Below are 18,981 nucleotides of genomic sequence, written 5' to 3'. Positions count from 1 at the left end.
CCAAGAGAGGAACGCCATGAGTCGTGAAGCCCTGCAGGAATCGCTGTCCGCAGTGATGGATAACGAAGCGGACGAGCTGGAATTGCGTCGGGTACTGAATGCCTTTGACGATGTTGAAACCCGCGAAACCTGGGCTCGTTACCAGATCGCTCGGGCAGTCATGCATAAGGATCTGTTGCTTCCACGTCTGGACATCGCTGCGGCAGTCTCTGCTGCGCTGGAAGATGAAGCCGTCCCGGCCAAGGCATCTCGTGGTCCATGGCGCAGCCTGGGTCGTTTGGCCGTCGCTGCTTCGGTAACCGTCGCTGTACTGGCGGGTGTTCGTCTTTACAACCAGGACGAAATTGCCGGGGTCGAACTGGCTCAGCAATCCACGCAGTCCACTCTGGCCGCTCCACAGGTCAAGGGTCCAGCTGTATTAGCAGGCTATAGTGAGAGTTCGGAAGCCACTGGTCCTATGGCCAACGGCGTATTGCAAGGTCAGCCGGGCTGGCACGATCAGCGTCTGCCAAGCTACTTGCGCCAACATGCTCAACAGGCTGCACTGAAAGGCACTGAAAGCGCTCTGCCTTACGCTCGTGCAGCAAGCCTGGAAAACCGCTAAGGAGGATCATGCGCGCCATACCTTTACTTACGCTTCTGCTCGGTGGCTGGTTCATTGTTCCAGCCCACGCCGACGAAGCCCAGGACTGGTTGACACGTCTGGGCCAGGCCGAGCAACAGCAAAGCTTTAACGGCACTTTTGTTTACGAGCGTAACGGTAGTTTTTCTACCCATAACATCTGGCACCGCGTCCAGGATGGCAAAGTCCGCGAGCGTTTACTCCAGCTCGACGGCTCGGCACAGGAAGTCGTGCGCATTGATGGACATACTCAATGCGTTAGCGGCACCCTGATCGCAGGGCTGGGGGACTCTCCCAACTCTGCCGCTCGTGCACTCGATCCACAAAAGCTCAAGAATTGGTACGACCTTGCCGTCATCGGCAAGTCGCGTGTGGCTGGGCGTGCGGCAGTGATCGTGTCACTGACGCCACGCGATCAGCATCGTTACGGTTTTGAATTACATCTGGACAAAGAAACGGGCTTGCCCCTGAAGTCATTGCTGCTCAATGACAAAGGGCAGTTGCTCGAGCGCTTCCAGTTCACGCAACTGGATACCGCCGATGTCCCGTCGGACAGAGATTTGCAGGCAGGTCCTGATTGCAAGGCGCTCACTCTCGACACTGACAAGGCTACGGCTGTGAAAACCGCCGAGGTCTGGCATTCGGACTGGCTGCCGCCAGGTTTCGAACTCAGTAGCAGCTCCTCGCGCAAAGACCCCGAGACTAAAACCCAAGTCAGCAGTTTGATGTACGACGACGGCCTGGCTCGCTTCTCGGTGTTCCTTGAGCCGCTGAATGGCGCTACGGTCACCGATACGCGTACCCAGTTGGGTCCGACCGTTGCCGTTTCCCGACGCTTGACCACACCCCAAGGCGAGATGATGGTCACCGTAGTCGGTGAAATTCCCATCGGTACCGCCGAACGGATTGCGCTGTCCATGCGCAACAATGCTGCTACGGCCAAACAGTGAGCTGAATTACGATGCTCATGGATCGGCGATTTGATTGTGCGAGAGGTCAGTAATGCCTATCCCGCCGTTGAGATGTCGAAATGTTTGGTGAGCATTTTCATTTGCAAATACCCCTGAATTTTTCTATAGGTCAGAGCCTCTCGGCTCTGGCCTTGTTTGTTGTTCCCGGAACAAAAATACCGGCGTATCGTTCCCGGTGTTCCTTGCTCCATATCGCTTAACCATGCTCGTCGTAACGGGAGCCGTATGTCGATACCACGCTTGAAGTCTTATCTTTCCATTTTTGCCACCGTGCTAGTGCTCGGTCAGGCGGTCCCTGCCCAAGCGGCCGAATTGCCTGACTTTACGCAATTGGTCGAACAGGCTTCGCCTGCGGTGGTGAACATCAGCACCACGCAAAAACTTCCGGATCGCAAAGTGTCGGGCCAGATGCCGGATCTTGAAGGCTTGCCGCCAGCGCTACGCGAGTTCTTCGAACGCGGCATGCCGCAACAGCGGTCTCCCCGTGGTGATCGTCAGCGCGAAGCCACATCCCTGGGCTCGGGTTTCATCATCTCGCCTGATGGCTACATCCTGACCAACAACCACGTCATCGCCGACGCCGACGAAATTCTTGTCCGTCTGGCTGACCGCAGTGAATTGAAAGCCAAACTGATCGGCACTGACCCGCGTTCCGACGTGGCGCTGCTGAAAATCGAAGGCAAGGACCTGCCGGTTCTGAAACTCGGCAAATCCCAGGACCTGAAGGCCGGCCAATGGGTTGTTGCCATCGGTTCGCCGTTCGGCTTTGACCACACCGTGACCCAAGGCATCGTCAGCGCCATCGGTCGCAGCCTGCCAAACGAAAACTATGTCCCGTTCATCCAGACCGACGTGCCGATCAACCCGGGCAACTCCGGTGGTCCGCTGTTCAACCTGAACGGTGAAGTGGTCGGGATCAACTCGCAGATCTACACCCGTTCCGGCGGCTTCATGGGCGTGTCGTTCGCGATCCCGATTGACGTGGCCATGGACGTCTCCAATCAGCTGAAAAGTGGCGGCAAAGTCAGCCGTGGCTGGCTGGGCGTGGTGATTCAGGAAGTGAACAAGGACCTGGCTGAATCGTTCGGCCTGGATAAACCGGCCGGTGCGCTGGTGGCTCAGATCCAGGATGACGGCCCGGCAGCCAAGGGTGGCCTGCAGGTTGGTGACGTGATCCTGAGCATGAACGGTCAACCGATCGTCATGTCTGCTGATCTGCCGCATCTGGTCGGCGCGCTCAAGGCAGGCTCCAAGGCCAATCTTGAAGTGATCCGCGAGGGCAAGCGCAAGAATGTCGAGCTGACCGTCGGTGCGATCCCGGAAGAAGGCAAGGAGCTGGACGGCGCGCCGAAATCCGGTGTCGAGGGCAGCAGCAACCGCTTGGGTGTTTCCGTGACCGAGCTGACTGATGAACAGAAGAAAACCTACGACCTCAAGGGTGGTGTGGTGATCAAGGATGTTCAGGACGGTCCTGCTTCGCTGATTGGCTTGCAGCCTGGCGACGTCATTACTCATCTGAACAACCAGGCGATTGGCTCCTCCAAGGAGTTCTCCGAGATCGCCAAGGCATTGCCTAAGAACCGCTCGGTGTCGATGCGGGTTCTGCGTCAAGGTCGTGCCAGCTTCATCACCTTCAAACTGGCTGAATAAACCGGTTGTTGGCTGAATAAAAAACCGCCTCGAAAGAGGCGGTTTTTTTGTGTCCGGATTTTATTAAACAAGCATCAGCCCATCATGTCCTTGATCATCCGTTCCTGCTCCATCAGCTCCCGTTGTCGTGCATCGATCCGCGATGACAAGGGGAAGTTGCCGCCGGCCTTGCGCTTGGCGAAGTCCAGCTGCTGAATGGCCTGGCGGTAGTCGCCGACCAGCGCGAAGTATTCGGCGCGCGCCTGATGCAGGCCGATGATGTTGCCCGACAGCCCGCGAGTTTCCGCCACCATGTACCAGACGTCCGGATCGTCAGGACGGGACTTGAGCAAGTTCTCCAAGGCTTTTTCCGCATCGGCAGTGCGGTTCTGTTTCAGCAACAGATCAACCCGTACCTGGTTCAACGGATAGTTGCCCGGAAACTGGGTTAGCAATCGGTCGACCCGAGTCTGGGCGTCCGGCAGCCGATTGTTGGTGATGTCCAGATCAACCTGGGCCAGGTTGTAGATGATTTCGTTTGGTGCCGTGGTCAGCAGAAGCTTGAGATTCTCCCGCGCTTCATTCAGCTGGCCACCCTTGATCTGGGCAATGGCCAGGCCATATCGGGCGACATCGTTTTTCGGGTTTTCATCGAGTTGGGCGCGGAAGCGTTTGGCGCCCAGGCCTGGGGTTTCTTCATAAATCAGCTGCACCCGTGCGCGAATCAGCTGGTAACGCATGCTGTCTTCGATGCCACCCTGTTTGGCTTGCTCGGCACGGTTGCGGGTATCGGCGATCCGCGATTCGGTTACCGGGTGAGTCAGCAGGAATTCCGGCGGCTTGGCGTCGTAGCGGTACTGGCGCATCAGACGTTCGAACATATTCGGCATCGAGCGCGGATCGTAACCAGCCTTTTCCAGATTGATGATGCCGATCCGGTCGGCTTCCTGCTCATTCTGGCGCGAGAAGCGCCGTTGTTCCTGGATCGCTGCCGCTTGTGTACCGGCAATGGTGGCGATCCCGGCATCACCGGCGCCAGCAGCGGCAATCACGATCCCGGCGAGGAGGGCGGCCATCATCGGCACCTGCATGCGTTGCGAGGCTTCAACGCCGCGGGCGAAGTGGCGTTGCGACAAGTGAGCCAATTCGTGGGCGAGTACCGACGCGTATTCGCCCTCGGTCTGCGCATTGAGGAACAAGCCGCCGTTGACCCCGACAATCCCGCCTGGCGCGGCAAAGGCGTTCAGCTCCGGGCTGTTGATCAGGATGAATTCCAGGCGTCGGTCACTGACCTGGCTGGTCTCCACCAGCTTGTAGACGCTGGATTCGACGTAATCCTTGAGCTGCGGGTCGCTCAACTGCTGGACCTGGCTGCGCAACATCGCCAGCCACGCGCGGCCCAACTGGTATTCCTGTTGTGGCGAGACAATGGCAGAACTGGCATCACCGAGTGACGGCAGGTCGTCGGCGAAGCCTGGTGAGGCGAGCAGGCAAGCGAGCGTCAGCAGGGTGGGGCGCAAAAAAGTCATGCACAAAGCCTTAGTCGACAAAGACCTTACTGTAGCCGGACAGTGGGCTTGGGACCAGATATTCTAGGCCGCTCAACCACCTGATCCGGAGTGATGCAATGACCGATGCTGTAGCCCATGACGTTGAACTGGACGCCAGTGGCCTGAATTGTCCGTTGCCATTGCTCAAGGCCAAGCTGGAGCTCAACCGGATGGCCAGCGGCGCGGTACTCAAGGTAATCGCCACGGACGCCGGTTCCCAGCGCGACTTCCGCACCTTTGCCCGATTGGCCGGTCATACGCTGCTGCTTGAAGAAGACGAGTCAGGCGTTTACCGCTATTGGTTGAAAAAAGCCTGAAACCTGCTGCGTTCGTTACTAAGGATTATTGATGTTCAAAGTGTTACGCGACTGGATTCAGCGCTACTTCTCCGATGAAGAAGCCGTGGTGTTGGCGGTGCTGCTGTTTCTGGGGTTTGCCGCCGTGCTCACCTTGGGCGGCATGCTCGCGCCGGTTCTGGCGGGGATGGTGCTGGCGTATCTGATGCAGGGGCTGGTTGTCACCCTCGAACGCTTGCGTGTGCCCGGTGGCGTGGCCGTGGGGCTGGTGTTCGCGTTGTTCATGGGGGTGTTGCTGGTGTTCATCGTGGTCGTGGTGCCGTTGCTCTGGCATCAACTGATCACATTGTTCAACGAGTTGCCCGGCATGCTCGCCAAGTGGCAGTCGCTGCTGTTGCTGCTGCCTGAGCGCTACCCGCATCTGGTGTCCGACGAGCAGGTGCTGCAAGCCATCGAAGTGGCCCGGGGCGAGATCGGCAAGTTCGGTCAGTGGGCGCTGACCTTTTCGTTGTCGAGCCTGCCGCTGCTGGTCAACATCATGATCTACCTGGTGCTGGTGCCGATCCTGGTGTTCTTCTTCCTGAAAGACCGGGAAATGATCGGGCAGTGGGTTCGCGGCTACTTGCCGCGTGAGCGGGCGCTGATTACCCGTGTCGCGCATGAAATGAACCGGCAGATCGCCAACTACATTCGCGGCAAGGTCATCGAGATTTTCATCTGCGGTGGTGTGACGTACATCGGTTTCGTCGTGCTGGGGCTCAACTACGCGGCACTGCTGGCGTTGCTGGTGGGCGTGTCGGTGGTGGTGCCTTATGTCGGCGCCGTGGTGGTGACCGTGCCGGTGATGTTGATCGCGTTGTTCCAGTGGGGCTGGAGTGATCAGTTCATCTACCTGATGGCGGTCTACGGGATCATCCAGACCCTGGACGGCAACGTGCTGGTGCCGCTGCTGTTCTCGGAAGCAGTCAACCTGCACCCGGTGGCGATCATCTGCGCAGTGCTGTTGTTTGGCGGGTTGTGGGGCTTTTGGGGAGTGTTCTTTGCGATTCCCCTGGCTACGCTGTTCAAGGCCGTGCTGGATGCGTGGCCGCGCAAGGAGCCGGTGGTGGCGCCGTTGCTTTAACTGTCAGCTCTGGTTTTTAAGTGAATTCAAGGCCCTCTTCGCGAGCAAGCCCGCTCCCACATTAATTCTGTGTTCGCCACAGATCCAATGTGGGAGCGGGCTTGCTCGCGAAGACGTCCGAATAGACGCCCCAAAAAATCAGGCCTTGTTCAGCGCCTGAGCCGCAGCCAAAACCGCATCCACATGCCCCGGCACCTTCACGCCACGCCATTCCTGACGCAACACACCGTTCTTGTCGATCAGGAAAGTGCTGCGATCAACGCCCATGTATTCCTTGCCGTAGAGCTTTTTCAGCTTGATCACATCGAACAGCTGGCAGAGCGCTTCTTCCTTGTCGCTGATCAGCTCGAAGGTGAATGCCTGCTTGGCTTTGAAGTTCTCGTGGGATTTCAGGCTGTCGCGGGACACGCCGAAGACTTCGGTGTTGGCGGTTTTGAAAGCCTCCAGTTGATCGCGAAAGCCCTGGCCCTGGGTCGTGCAGCCCGGCGTGCTGTCCTTCGGATAGAAGTAAATCACCACTTGCTTGCCCTTGAGGCTCGCGAGGCTGACGGTCTGCCCGCTGGTGGCGGGTGCTTCGAAGTCGGTAACCGGTTGGTCGATAGCAACGGCCATGAAAGCTTCCTTACATTGGGTTTTGTGGGCGCCACGGTTCGATCAGGGCGTCCAGGTTCAGCGCGTCGGCGAAATCCAGGAACTGATCGCGCAGCCAGCTGATTTGCACGCCGGCCGGCAGCGTCACGGTAAACGTGGCGTTGAGCATGGTGCCGCCGGTCTGAGGTGCCTGATACGTGTCGCAGGTCAGGTTTTCCAGCTCGACGTTGTGGTCCATGAAGAACTGGCACAGCTCGTTGATGATGTCCGAGCGATAGGCCGAGCTGACATAGGCGACGTACGGCAGGGCCTGGGGACGATTCTCCAGGGCCGCGCTACGCACCACATTGACCGTGAAAGCGTGTTTCTTGGCGAGGATCGGCAGGCTGCCTTCCAGGCGGGCCAGGGCGTCCCAGCTGCCGGAGATCTCGAGGATCAGGGCACTGCACTCGCCATGACGGGTCAGGCGAGAGGTGACCACGGCGCAGCGGTTTTCATGGCTGGCGCGGCACAGGACGTTAGTCAGCTCCATGGGGTTGGCGCCGAGGGCACTGATGACAAGGAATTGTTCGCGAACTGTGGGGGTGGACATGCAGCATTCCTAAAGCGATGAGCGGTCGATACTTCTACGGGCTTTTTTACCGGGGGCGACCCTGCGCAGACGAATTCAAAAAACCCGAGCCGAAGGTTGCAACGTGCTCCAGAGTGGCGGGAGCGAGGGGTGGCAACGCTGGATCGGGGCTTGTGATGCCGAAAATGGAGGCTGGAACCCGGCGTACGAGCTTATCAGTACCGATCAAAGTCTGAAGGGTAGCGAAAAGCAGCGCCAAGGGGAATGGCAGCAGCGCAGTACTTCGCTTGTACAAGCATCTTGGCGCCAGTACCATTACGGCTCTCTTTTTCCGGCAGGAGCGGTTGCATGATTGCGGGCAGTATGGTGGCACTGGTCACACCTATGGATGCACAAGGTCGTCTTGACTGGGACAGCCTGAGCAAACTGGTGGACTTTCACCTGCAAAACGGCACCCACGCCATCGTGGCGGTCGGCACGACAGGTGAATCGGCCACGCTAGACGTGAACGAGCACATCGAAGTGATTCGCTACGTGGTCAAGCAGGTTGCAGGGCGCATCCCGGTTATCGCCGGTACCGGTGCGAACTCGACGCGCGAAGCCATCGAGCTGACCACCAACGCCAAGAGCGCCGGCGCCGACGCCTGCCTGCTGGTCACACCTTATTACAACAAGCCGACTCAGGAAGGCTTGTACCAGCACTTCAAGGCCATCGCCGAAGCCGTCGATATCCCGCAGATCCTTTATAACGTGCCTGGCCGCACCGCGTGCGACATGCTGGCCGACACCGTTATCCGCCTGTCGACCGTAAAAAATATCATCGGCATCAAGGAAGCTACCGGCGACCTGGGCCGTGCCAAGGCAATCATCGACGGTGTCAGCAAAGACTTCCTGGTGATCTCCGGTGACGACGCCACCGCCGTTGAACTGATCCTGCTGGGCGGTAAAGGCAACATCTCGGTAACCGCCAACGTCGCCCCGCGTGACATGGCCGACCTGTGCAACGCCGCGCTTAAAGGCGACGCCGTGACCGCTCGCGCCCTCCACGAAAAACTGATGCCGCTGAACAAGACACTGTTCATCGAATCCAACCCTATTCCCGTGAAATGGGCACTGCATGAAATGGGCTTGATGCCGGACGGTATCCGTCTGCCGCTCACCTGGCTCAGCGCTGCCTGTCACGAACCGCTGCGGCAGGCCATGCGCCAGTCCGGCGTCCTGGTTTAATTGAGGAAGTACAACGCATGAAGCGAATGGCCGGACTTTCCGCACTTGCCTTGATTATCTCCAGCACCAGTGGCTGCGGATGGGTCTGGGGCCCGGAAGGTTACTTCCGTGACCGTGGTAGCGATTACCTGGAAGCGCAACAGACTGCACCGATGCAACTGCCACCGAACGTCAGCACCGCCAAACGTCTGGATCCGCTGTTGCCGATTCCGCGTAACGTGGCCGATGACACCGCGAAGGGCGAGTACATCGTGCCGCGTCCGCAGCCGCTGTCGGCCATTGCTGACGCCAGCGATTACACCCTGCAAAAAAGCGGTGATTCGAGCTGGGTCATGGGCCAGCACCCACCGGCCGAAGTCTGGCCAGTGGCGGTACAGTTCTTCCAGGACAACGGTTTCCGTTTGGATGAGCAACGCCCGCAAACCGGCGAATTCACCACGACCTGGCAGCATTCCGACGAACTGTCCGCAGCCATGGCCAAGCGCCTGAGCGCGGCCGGCATCAGCGCCGACAGCGAAACCCGCGTGCGGGTCCGCATCGAGCCAGGCGTGCAGCGCAACACCAGTGAAATCTACGTGGTCAGCGCCCAGCGTCCTTCGGGCAGCACCGCCGACGTCGATTTCACCAACCGTTCGGTCAACACTGGCCTGGACGCGGCACTGGTGGACGACCTGCTCGCGAGCATGAGCCGCACGGCAGAGAAGGGCGGTTCGGTCTCCATGCTGGCTTCGCGTGATTTCGATACGCCAAATCGCGTCAGCCTGAGCGAAGACGGCAGCGGCAACCCGGTCCTGAACGTCGGTCCTGACCTGGATCGCGCCTGGTCGAGCGTCGGTCGCGCACTGGAACAAGGCGAATGGCGCGTTGAAGACATCAACCGCAGCCTGGGCCTGTACTACATCAACCTGGCTGAAAAAGCCGAGAAGAAAGACGAGAAGCCTGGTTTCTTCAGCAGCCTGTTCGGCAGCAAGCCGAACAAGGAAGAGGTTGAAGCCCGTGCCGAGCGTTATCAGGTTCGCCTGAGCAAGGTTGGCGAGAACGTCCAGGTCACCGTCGAGAAAAACATCAATACCGTTGCGCCAGCTGAAGTGGCCCGCAAAGTGTTGAGCGTGATTCAGGACAACCTGGGCTGATATCACATGCGTTTTGCCGTTCTCGGCAGCGGTAGCCAAGGGAACGGCACGCTGATAGCCAGCGCTGATACGTATGTGCTGGTGGATTGTGGTTTCTCCCTGCGGGAAACCGAAAAACGCCTGTTGCGCCTTGGGGTAAACCCGGCGCAGCTGAGCGCGATACTCGTGACCCACGAACATGCCGACCACGTGCATGGCGTGGGTTTGCTGTCTCGGCGCTACAATCTGCCTGTCTACCTCAGTCGCGGGACCCTGCGCGGGATGCGCAAACCGATCGAACCCGCGGGCTTCCTGGCCGGTGGCGAGCAATTGCAAGTCGGCGCCCTGAACATCGAAGTCATTGCCGTGGCCCACGATGCGCAGGAACCGACCCAGTACGTTTTCAATGACGGTGAGCGGCGCTTCGGCCTGTTGACCGACCTGGGCTCGTATTGCAACAAGGTGCTGGACGGCTATCGGGATCTCGATGCGTTGATGATCGAGTCCAACCATTGCCGTGACATGCTGGCTCGCGGTCACTACCCCTACTTCCTGAAGCAGCGGGTGGGCGGTGAACTGGGACATTTGAACAACCACCAGGCGGCATTCCTGGTGTCTGAGTTGGGCTGGCAAGGCCTGCAACACCTGGTCCTGGCCCATCTGAGCAGCAAGAACAACCTGCCGCAGCTGGCCCGGCAATGTTTTGTCGACACCCTCGGGTGCGACCCGGACTGGCTGCAACTGGCCGATCAAGATTCAGGGCTCGACTGGCGACACATCGCCTAGCCCACCTACTTAGCAAGCGGAGCCCATCATGGAAAAACGTGAAGAACTCTACCGCGGCAAAGCCAAATCGGTTTTCAAGACCGACGACGCTGACCGCTTGATCCTGCTGTTTCGCAACGACACCTCGGCGTTCGACGGCAAGCGCATCGAGCAGCTCGACCGCAAAGGCATGGTGAACAACAAGTTCAACGCCTTCATCATGCAGAAACTCGAAGCCGCCGGCGTGCCGACCCAATTCGACAAACTGCTGGGCGACAACGAATGCCTGGTGAAAAAACTCGACATGATCCCGGTCGAGTGCGTCGTGCGTAACTACGCTGCCGGCAGCCTGGTCAAGCGCCTGGGCGTCGAAGAAGGCATGAAGCTCAACCCTTACACCTTCGAACTGTTCCTGAAGGACGACGCCAAGGGCGACCCGTTCATCAACGAATCCCACGTCGTGGCGTTCGGTTGGGGTACCGCCGAGCAACTGGTTCGCATGAAAGAACTGTCGCTCAAGGTCAACGAAGTCCTGAGCAAACTGTTCGACGACGCCGGCCTGCTGCTGGTCGACTTCAAACTCGAATTCGGCGTGTTCTCCGACGGCTCCATCGTCCTGGGTGACGAATTCAGCCCGGACGGCTGCCGCCTGTGGGACAAGGCCACCGGCAAGAAAATGGACAAGGATCGCTTCCGCCAGGGCCTGGGTGACGTCATCGAAGCCTACGAAGAAGTCGCCAATCGTCTGGGCGTACCGCTTTAACCGACGCAAGCATCTGATAGCACGGAAAAAATTTGCTTAAGGGGGTTCGCTTCCGGCAAAAGTGTTGTTATGATGCGCGCCGTTGGAGAGATGCCAGAGTGGCCGAATGGGACGGATTCGAAATCCGTTGTACCTTCACCGGTACCTAGGGTTCGAATCCCTATCTCTCCGCCATTACATAGAAAAAGCCCCGTAGCTGAATAAGCTACGGGGCTTTTTCGTTTCTGGTGATTCGTCCTGAAATTGATTTTCACCAATATCAGGACGAAGCACATCGCTACGACTAAACCGCTGCCAGTTTTTCTGGTACCGGCCACCCCCAATGCCCAGCATCCGGCTTCACCAGCCGTTCAAAATGCCCACCAATCCCCTCAACCAACCCCGCATCCCTGACCGGGTCCAGTCCCGGATACGGCTTGCCGTTGTAACTCCCCGTATACGTCAACATCGCCTCGACACTCCCGTTCTCTTCATAGAGCGTGCGCATCAACTGACTTTCCTGATCCTTGGCGTCCGTTGAACGCAGGGCGTAGTGCAGGGCTAACGCCGTGCCGAACTCCAGGCCGGTTGAATCAATCCCGTGTTTCTTGGCTAGGTCGATGCTGCGCAGGATGCGTTCGTTGCGTTGCAGTTTGCGTAGCGGGTCGCGGCCGACGCGGGCGCAGGGGTCTTTGAAGGATGTGTTGCAGCGTTCAAGAAAGGTCTTGGCGAAGCCGGCGACGGCTTCGCTCATGTGCGGGGTTTCGGCGATCAGGGCCGGGCCGACTTCCTGGCGGATCAGGCGGTCGGCCAGGGCGCTGACGCGAGGGTCGCCCATGCCTTGGCCCAGCCACGAATAACCCAGCAGGCTGGCGTACCAGGCGATGATCGCGTGTGGGCCGTTCCACAGGAGGTTCTTGATGACCTGGGTCTGAGTGATGTCGTCCACGGTTTTCACCTGGCGCAGTCGCTCGAGCAAGTTGCTACCGCGCTCGACGTAAAGAGGCATGTCCGGTTCGCTGTTGAACAGGATCAGGTGCATCTGGCTGAGGGCGTTGCTGGACTGGGCGAAGGGTCGAAAGCGGCCGATCAGCCGTTCGTATTCGGGGGCTTTGACGGCCGTCGATGGTGAGTGAGTGGTCGGTTCATCGCTCAGGCTGTTCTGGAAAATCTTCGATTTGATCCGCAATTGCCGAAGCAGTGCCTCGTTGGAAATCTTCGAGACAATGCGACTGACCACCGTTTCAGCAAAGTGAGTCTTGTCGAGGATCTGCTGGCAGATCTCGGGTGACACCAGGAGCAGCAACTGCGTTTCGACATGGCGACGCACGAAGGCGGCGCCACCGACCTTGTTCAGCACGATCAGGATGGTCAGCTCGCGCTTGCGGCGTTCGAAGCGGCGGATCAAGCCCTTGGCGATCACATCAGCCTGTTTGCGGATGGCCGGTTCGGGCAGGCTCAGGCCGACAATTTCCGCGACGTCGTACATATCGATCACCGCTTCGGCGTCGTCCATGTCGATCATCCGCAGGTTTTCGATGGTCTGGTCGAAGGACGTCGCGCTGTAGCGCACGCTGAATCGGCCGAAGGCCTCGACCGTTTCACGCAGCATGCGCGAGCGGGTGGCGCCGATGATTTCACAGGGCCGGGTGTAGCCGTCCCAGTGGGAGAAAATCTGCGTCAGGTAACCGCCACCCATCGCACCGAAGCCGTGGATGCCTACACGAAACTGGTTGAGTGCCTGGGGAAAGGTTTCGGTCAGCTCGGGCGTGCCGAGGTCGGGCATGCATTCGGTCAGGTCGCCGAGAAATTCCTGCATGTTGCCGTAAGCCTTGAGTGCGCCGGCCTTGACCTCGGGCGCGGGTGGCTTGATGTCCTCGATCAGGATCGGCTGCCCCTCGGCGCGGATTGCCGAGAGCAGGCCGTTCTCCGAATCCTCGACCATGAAACAGTGGCCCGGCTCACAATTGAGTGCGCTGGCCGCCCGCAGGAAGATCTCGGGATGGGGCTTGCCCTGGGTGACTTCGTCGCCACACACGGTAATGTCGAAATACTTGAGCACATTGGCATTGATCAAGTACTCCTCGGCAATCGCTCGACGGCTTGAAGTCGCGACCGCCATGGTCAGGCCGTACTTGCGCAAGCGCTCCAGCACTTCCAGCAAACCTGGCTTGATCGGCACGCCTTCATTGCGCACATACGCCAGCTCAAGCTCATCGGCGCGCTGGCGGATCTCGGCGTAGGGGAAGTCGTCACCGTTGTGGGCCTTGGCCAGCGCCTCGGCCTTCTTGGCGCTCAGGCCGAGCGAGCCGATCAGGGTTTCCTCGCTCAACGGCTTGCCGAAAATCTCGCTGGACGCCTGCTTGAGGGTTTTGAAACGCAGGCGTTCGGTGTCAAACATGGTGCCATCCATGTCGAAGATGGCGCTGAGAATTCTTTTTCCCTGGAAATAAATCATCGATTGATACTCCTTGTACCGTGAAGAGGCTCAACGCAAAGCCGCCTGAATAGGGGCGCCGCGCCGGCAAAAAATGCGGCGGCCTGGAGCTGACGGGCACGGTTCAAGGCGCAAAGGCCGACCGGGCGCTGTCTCGCTCAGGACGTGATGAGGTCAGATAGAAAAGCCAGCCGAGCACGAGCCCCGCGAAAAAACGGGAGATAGATGCGCCGGTTCAGTGGCTAACGATCAGAAACTAGAGGGCGGAGGGACTGAGCAATGGCGCCGATGGGCGCACCAGTCCGACAAACGAGGTCGCAAGCGGTGTAGAGCGAGGAGTGCAACGAGACGGGAAACAAGCCCTGTGGCTGCGCCAGCGCAGCGTTTGACGTTAGGCCCACAGTGCGCAATCAGGGCTGCGGAGAGTGGGCCGACAAGGCGATCGATACGTGTGATTCCATGCATAAGGCGGTGTTATTTCCTTCGGTGTGACGACAGGTCTTTTTAGGTATACAGCATGGGAAGCGTCTGGATCAAGGCTGGGGGCGGCCGCTGGATGCGCGCAAAGTATCGAAAAGCCTCGCCGCCATTACGTCGCAAGGCTTTTCATTTTGAGGGAGTGGGGGGGCACCGCGCCCTTAAATTTCCTTGACCGGAGTCTCCCCATGCACCCCTTTGATCAACTCAATCACATGCAAACAATCCGACTTGTTCACGTACGATTCCCCGCTCGCAACCGTCTCATGATTCCCCGCCCGTAGCCGCCAGCGCCATTGCCCTTTTCCAGTACTCGGGGTGCCTTTCGATTGCCTGTAAATCTCAAAATACATTCAGCTCGCTCCATGCGATTGGTTAATTTCGACAACCTGTGTGCCGCATGTCAGCAAGCCTAGCGGAGCTGGTTTTTTTGGCCATCGGGCATTTGTTTCCAATGATTTGAGGGCTTTTCCTACAGTTGACCGCGCCTCGGAAGAATGGCCAAAACCGCCGCAGTTTCGCCCTTGCATCACCTCTCTTGCTCCTGCTTAATACGGGGCAGCTCATGGCGCCGGAAATACCTCGGCGACCGAAGATTGTTGAAAAAACACTATAAAAAAGAGCAATCAATTGACTCATCAGCAAGGAACGCAACTGGCCGGGCATGTGGAGCTTTCGCTCGTCATCCCGGTATTCAATGAAGCGGCGACCATTGATATGTTCATCGCGCGGATTACTGACGTCTTCAAGGCTGAGGCGCTGGTGGGGTTGGAGATGGTGTTCGTCAATGACGGCAGCACCGACGCAACGCTGGATTTGCTTCTGGAGCGCCAGCAGTCTGATCCGCGTATCCGGGTCATCGACCTGAGCCGCAACTTCGGCAAGGAAGCGGCATTGACCGCTGGCTTGCAGGCCACCACCGGCCAAGTGGTAGTGCCGATTGACGCCGATTTGCAGGATCCGCCGGAAGTCATCCTGCAGATGATTGCTCTGTGGCGACAAGGCTATGAAGTGGTGCTGGGCCATCGTGTGAGTCGCAAGTCCGACTCCTGGGCCAAGAAAACCTCGGCCAACTGGTTCTACCGCCTGCACAACAGAATCTCGGATCAACCGCTGCCCAAGGATGTCGGTGATTTCCGGTTGATGGATCGCTGTGTGGTCGAGGCGCTGGAGTCGTTGCCTGAGTCCCGGCGTTTCATGAAAGGTCTGTTTGCCTGGGTCGGATTTCGCACCACGCGCGTCGATTACGAGCGTCCGGAACGGGTGGCGGGTGAGACCAAATTCAATGGTTGGCGCCTGTGGAATTTCGCGCTGGAAGGCATCACCAGTTTCAGTACCGACCCGCTCAAGGTCTGGACGTATCTGGGGCTGTTCGTGTCCGTGGTGTCTTTCTCCTTCGCCATTTTCATTATTTTGCGCACGTTGATTTCCGGGATCGATTTGCCGGGTTATGCCTCGCTGATGGTCGCCGTGACTTTTCTGGGTGGCCTGCAACTGATCGGCATCGGGGTGCTCGGCGAATACCTGGGCCGCACCTACATCGAATCTAAACGCCGGCCGGTTTATCTGGTGCGGCGTGTCTATAACCCCAAGGACTGAACCATGGATCTCAAGGAAACCGACATCCTCGGTTCAAGCATTGACCAGCATTGGTATTACTCGTCGAAAGCCGCGGCGACCAAGCGTCTGCTGGGCGATACGCCGATCAAAAAGATTCTCGACGTCGGTGCCGGTTCCGGGTTTTTTACCCATCACCTGCTGACCCACACCGCCGCGAACGAAGCCTGGTGTGTCGACATCAGTTACGACATCGACTCGGACGCCAGCACCTCTGGAAAACCGGTGCATTATCGGCGCGGCATCGATTCGGTGGACGCCGATCTGGTGCTGCTGATGGACGTACTGGAGCATGTGGATGATGACGTCGGATTGCTCAAGGCCTACGTCGATAAGGTCCCTTCCGGCAGCCGCTTTTTGATGACGGTGCCGGCGTTCCAGTTTCTCTGGAGCGGTCACGATGACTTCCTGGAACACAAACGCCGTTACACCCTGGCGCAATTTGAAACAGTAGCCCGTGACGCCGGTTTGACGGTGAAGCAGGGGGCCTACTATTTCGGCGCGGTGTTCCCGATTGCGGCGACGCTGCGGCTGTTGCCCAAAGGTACACAACCGTCGCCGCCGCGTTCGCAGCTCAAGCAGCATCATCCCGTGGTGAATTCGATCCTCAAGACCTTGTGCAGCATTGAGCTGCCGTTCATGGGGGCAAACCGCCTGGCCGGCCTGACGGTGTTCGTGCTGGCGCAGAAGCCGTGACGTCAGCCGAAAAAACCGCATTGATCAAAAGAGCATTGAGGTTTGCCGTGACGGGCTTGCTTGTCACGGCGCTTCACGCGGTCGTTGCGGTTCTGTTCATCAATTTCGTGATGCCCTTGCCGCCTCTGGCCAATGGCGTCGCATTCGCCGTGGCGACGGTGGTGTCTTACCTGATCAACACGACCTGGAGCTTCTCCGCCCGACTGCATGGCCGCACGTTGTTGCGCTTCATGATGGTGTCCGGTGCAGGTTTCCTGCTGGCGATGTTCGTGGCTTGGGCGGCACAGATTGCCGGGCTCAATTACTTGATGGGGATCGGCGCGGTGGCATTGACCATTCCGGCCTTCACCTTTGTATTGCACAATTTCTGGACGTATCGATGAAGGATTCAGGCAAACATTGGGCGCTGGAGTTGTTGCCCTTATTGATGGGCGTGTTGGCGTTTTTCATCGTGATCGGGCCGCGGGCCCTGGACCCGCAAAACATCGCCTGGCTGGACAGTGGCGATCCGGCGACTCATTACCTGGGCTGGGTATTTTTCCGACACTCGCCTTGGACTTTTCCGCTCGGACTTAACCCGTCCTATGGGTTGGAACTGGGTAGCTCGATCATTTTTTCTGATTCGAATCCGCTGCTGGCCCTGCTGTTCAAACCGTTCAACGCGTGGTTGCCCGAGACATTCCAATACTTCGGTATCTGGTTGATGGCGTGTTTCGTCCTGCAAGCCTGGTTTGCCTGGAAGCTGGTGGGGTTGGTGACGCCCAATGTCGCGCTGAAGTTGCTGGGGGCTGGCCTGTTCCTGTTTTCGCCGCCGATGTTTTTGCGCATGGGCGGGCATTTATCGCTCGCCGGGCACTTTCTGATTCTGGCGGCACTTTATCTGACGCTGCACCCTGGCGTGCAGAGGCGGCGCTTGGCCTGGGGCGCGCTATTGGCGGCGACGGCGCTGGTACACGCATATCTGCTGGCGATGGTGGCATTGATCTGGATTGCGGATCTGGCGGGGAGAACCCGCAAAGGTCAGTTGACCCGACGTACCGCACTGATCGAACTGCTGGTGCTGTTTTTGCTGGTAGCCCTGTGTTGCTGGCAGGCCGGTTATTTCAGTATCGGCAAAGGCACTGTGGCGGGTGGCTTTGGCTTGTATCGCATGAATGTGTTGTCGCTGATCGACGCCAGCGGCTGGTCCTCGATCGTGCCGGACTTGCCGGAAGGTCCCGGCGACTATGAGGGTTTCAACTTCCTCGGCGCGGGGACGTTGTTGGCGGCGATCTTCGCCGCCGTCGCGCTGCTGCGCCGTAATACCGACTTCGGCAGGGCGGTGCGCAGCCTGCCGGTCCTGATGCTGGCGCTGGTTGGCCTGCTGCTGTTTGCACTGTCCAACGACATCGGCCTCGGCCTGCTCAATGCTCACTATCCGTTGCCCAAGGCGTTCGTCAAATTGGCGAATATCTTCCGGGCATCGGGCCGGATGTTCTGGCCGGTGTTCTACGTCATTGTGTTTGCCATCATTTACCTCGTGGTGCGCAGCAACCGGCCACGCACGGCGGTATGCCTGTTGGCGGTGGCGCTGTGTGTCCAGGTTGTCGATACCCGCAACGGTTGGGCAGGGCTGCGGCAAAGCAGAATGATGGAGCCGGCCAGCGAATGGGCGACACCCCTTCAAGACCCGTTCTGGAAAAGTGCAGCGTTGCACTACGCCAACATTCGTTCGTTATCGCCCAAGAATCAGCCAGACACCTGGCAGCCACTGGCCGACTTTGCGGCGACTCATGGGATGAAAACCGACGCTGCTTATCTGGGCCGAATGAGCACGACGGCGTTGGAACAGGCTGAAGAAAAAGCCACGCGCATGCTGCAAACGGGGCAATACGACCCGGACTCGCTGTATATCCTCGATGAAAATGCCAGGCTTGAGGCGGTGAAAACCGTGAACAGTGCCACGGATCTGCTCACCCGCATCGATGGCATGGTGGTGCTGGCGCCGGGCTGGAAGCAATGCGCGCGATGCCTCGCGGTCGAGGACGAAGGACGCGCGATGCAGTCAATGCCACTGATCAAGGTCGGGCAGCAGCAACTGTTCAACCATACGACCCTTCACTTGGTTCAGGGCTGGGGAACTCCGGAAGCCTGGGGCACCTGGTCTGACGGCGCGCAGGCTGAGATCCAGCTTCGGGTTCCGCCACAGGCAAGCTCCATCGTCATTGATGCGCTGGCCTTCGTCCTGCCGATGCACGCCGGTCAGACAATGGTTTTCAGCGTCAACGGCGTACAGGCGTTGACGACGCGTCTGACAACGGTTCAAGGCAATCGCATCGAAATCCCGATAACCCCGGCTATGCGCGAAGCTATTGCCGGCGACAGGCTGATGCGGATTCAAGTGCAGTTGCCCGATGCGATCAGCCCGAAACAATTGGGGCTTGGGGAGGATCAGCGTGTCATGGGGCTGGGCATGAAGTCGCTGACGGTGCAGTGATCCTGCGTATGGCGGCGATCATGCCGATAGACGCCACCCCACGGCCTTTCTAAACTGGCGCAAGTCTTGGGGACGGGGT

18 protein-coding genes and 1 tRNA gene are annotated in these 18,981 nt (G+C 58.8%); 14 read left to right on the top strand and 5 right to left on the bottom strand.

Annotated elements, in window-relative coordinates:
• Nucleotides 1–16 precede the first annotated feature (16 nt).
• The 3 genes from NK667_RS20320 (at nucleotide 17) to NK667_RS20310 (ending at nucleotide 3,243) form a co-directional block, all read left to right on the top strand.
• Nucleotides 17–604: a sigma-E factor negative regulatory protein gene (locus tag NK667_RS20320; RefSeq protein ID WP_054046719.1), complete on the top strand. Its 588-nt coding sequence runs from the start codon at nucleotides 17–19 to the stop codon at nucleotides 602–604.
• A gap of 8 nt (nucleotides 605–612) precedes the next feature.
• On the top strand, nucleotides 613–1,572 hold the full coding sequence (locus NK667_RS20315; protein ID WP_054046717.1) for a MucB/RseB C-terminal domain-containing protein: 960 nt from the start codon (nucleotides 613–615) through the stop codon (nucleotides 1,570–1,572).
• 246 nt (nucleotides 1,573–1,818) lie between these two features.
• Nucleotides 1,819–3,243, top strand: coding sequence for a DegQ family serine endoprotease (locus tag NK667_RS20310; RefSeq protein ID WP_054615865.1), 1,425 nt, complete (start codon nucleotides 1,819–1,821; stop codon nucleotides 3,241–3,243).
• A gap of 74 nt (nucleotides 3,244–3,317) precedes the next feature.
• Here the strand turns inward: NK667_RS20310 and NK667_RS20305 are convergent, their stop codons facing one another.
• Nucleotides 3,318–4,751 (bottom strand): M48 family metalloprotease, encoded by a 1,434-nt coding sequence (locus NK667_RS20305; RefSeq protein ID WP_054615864.1) that lies wholly within the window; start codon nucleotides 4,749–4,751, stop codon nucleotides 3,318–3,320.
• Between the two features lie 98 nt (nucleotides 4,752–4,849).
• Between NK667_RS20305 and NK667_RS20300 the strand changes: the two genes are divergently transcribed.
• Together NK667_RS20300 and NK667_RS20295 are read left to right on the top strand one after the other, a co-directional pair.
• Nucleotides 4,850–5,089 (top strand): sulfurtransferase TusA family protein, encoded by a 240-nt coding sequence (locus NK667_RS20300; RefSeq protein ID WP_054046711.1) that lies wholly within the window; start codon nucleotides 4,850–4,852, stop codon nucleotides 5,087–5,089.
• 31 nt (nucleotides 5,090–5,120) lie between these two features.
• Nucleotides 5,121–6,191 (top strand): AI-2E family transporter, encoded by a 1,071-nt coding sequence (locus NK667_RS20295; RefSeq protein WP_054046709.1) that lies wholly within the window; start codon nucleotides 5,121–5,123, stop codon nucleotides 6,189–6,191.
• A gap of 138 nt (nucleotides 6,192–6,329) precedes the next feature.
• On the opposite strand, the gene NK667_RS20290 is transcribed toward NK667_RS20295, so the two are convergent.
• Together NK667_RS20290 and NK667_RS20285 are read right to left on the bottom strand one after the other, a co-directional pair.
• The gene (locus tag NK667_RS20290; RefSeq protein ID WP_054615863.1) at nucleotides 6,330–6,803 is read right to left on the bottom strand and encodes a peroxiredoxin; all 474 of its coding nucleotides are present in this window, start codon (nucleotides 6,801–6,803) and stop codon (nucleotides 6,330–6,332) included.
• Nucleotides 6,804–6,813: 10 nt separating this feature from the next.
• Nucleotides 6,814–7,374 carry a glycine cleavage system transcriptional repressor gene (locus NK667_RS20285; protein WP_054046705.1) on the bottom strand — a complete coding sequence of 187 codons (561 nt, stop codon included), beginning with the start codon at nucleotides 7,372–7,374 and terminating at the stop codon, nucleotides 6,814–6,816.
• Between the two features lie 327 nt (nucleotides 7,375–7,701).
• Between NK667_RS20285 and dapA the strand changes: the two genes are divergently transcribed.
• The 5 genes from dapA (at nucleotide 7,702) to NK667_RS20260 (ending at nucleotide 11,394) form a co-directional block, all read left to right on the top strand.
• Entirely contained in the window at nucleotides 7,702–8,580 is an 879-nt protein-coding gene (dapA, locus tag NK667_RS20280; protein ID WP_054046701.1) for a 4-hydroxy-tetrahydrodipicolinate synthase, read from the top strand.
• Between the two features lie 17 nt (nucleotides 8,581–8,597).
• A complete protein-coding gene (gene bamC, locus NK667_RS20275; RefSeq protein WP_054046699.1) occupies nucleotides 8,598–9,713 on the top strand; it encodes an outer membrane protein assembly factor BamC in 1,116 nt (371 codons plus the stop codon).
• A gap of 6 nt (nucleotides 9,714–9,719) precedes the next feature.
• Nucleotides 9,720–10,478: an MBL fold metallo-hydrolase gene (locus tag NK667_RS20270; protein ID WP_054046697.1), complete on the top strand. Its 759-nt coding sequence runs from the start codon at nucleotides 9,720–9,722 to the stop codon at nucleotides 10,476–10,478.
• Between the two features lie 28 nt (nucleotides 10,479–10,506).
• Nucleotides 10,507–11,220 carry a phosphoribosylaminoimidazolesuccinocarboxamide synthase gene (gene purC / locus NK667_RS20265; RefSeq protein WP_008034929.1) on the top strand — a complete coding sequence of 238 codons (714 nt, stop codon included), beginning with the start codon at nucleotides 10,507–10,509 and terminating at the stop codon, nucleotides 11,218–11,220.
• Between the two features lie 84 nt (nucleotides 11,221–11,304).
• A tRNA-Ser gene (locus tag NK667_RS20260) sits at nucleotides 11,305–11,394 on the top strand.
• Between the two features lie 109 nt (nucleotides 11,395–11,503).
• Here the strand turns inward: NK667_RS20260 and mtlD are convergent.
• Nucleotides 11,504–13,657, bottom strand: a complete 2,154-nt coding sequence (gene mtlD, locus NK667_RS20255; protein WP_054615862.1) for a bifunctional mannitol-1-phosphate dehydrogenase/phosphatase — start codon at nucleotides 13,655–13,657, stop codon at nucleotides 11,504–11,506.
• A 617-nt stretch (nucleotides 13,658–14,274) separates the two neighbouring features.
• Nucleotides 14,275–14,466: a YegP family protein gene (locus NK667_RS20250; RefSeq protein WP_054046694.1), complete on the bottom strand. Its 192-nt coding sequence runs from the start codon at nucleotides 14,464–14,466 to the stop codon at nucleotides 14,275–14,277.
• A 277-nt stretch (nucleotides 14,467–14,743) separates the two neighbouring features.
• Here NK667_RS20250 and NK667_RS20245 point away from each other — a divergent pair, with 277 nt between their 5' ends.
• Genes NK667_RS20245 through NK667_RS20230 form a run of 4 tightly spaced genes read left to right on the top strand, consistent with a single transcriptional unit; the run spans nucleotide 14,744 to nucleotide 18,902 of the window.
• A complete protein-coding gene (locus NK667_RS20245) occupies nucleotides 14,744–15,712 on the top strand; it encodes a glycosyltransferase family 2 protein (RefSeq protein ID WP_054615861.1) in 969 nt (322 codons plus the stop codon).
• Between the two features lie 3 nt (nucleotides 15,713–15,715).
• Nucleotides 15,716–16,426, top strand: a complete 711-nt coding sequence (locus tag NK667_RS20240) for a class I SAM-dependent methyltransferase (protein WP_054046690.1) — start codon at nucleotides 15,716–15,718, stop codon at nucleotides 16,424–16,426.
• Complete coding sequence (locus tag NK667_RS20235; RefSeq protein ID WP_054046688.1) at nucleotides 16,423–16,809, top strand: GtrA family protein; 387 nt, start codon at nucleotides 16,423–16,425, stop codon at nucleotides 16,807–16,809. Before NK667_RS20240 ends, NK667_RS20235 begins: the two co-directional genes overlap by 4 nt.
• Entirely contained in the window at nucleotides 16,806–18,902 is a 2,097-nt protein-coding gene (locus NK667_RS20230; protein ID WP_054615860.1) for a DUF6311 domain-containing protein, read from the top strand. Before NK667_RS20235 ends, NK667_RS20230 begins: the two co-directional genes overlap by 4 nt.
• The last annotated feature ends 79 nt before the right edge of the window (nucleotides 18,903–18,981 follow it).

This window comes from Pseudomonas nunensis, assembly GCF_024296925.1.
GTDB classification, from domain to species: domain Bacteria; phylum Pseudomonadota; class Gammaproteobacteria; order Pseudomonadales; family Pseudomonadaceae; genus Aquipseudomonas; species Aquipseudomonas nunensis.
The sequence above is the reverse complement of the archived record's forward strand: the minus strand, read 5'-3'. Positions and strand labels throughout refer to the sequence as shown.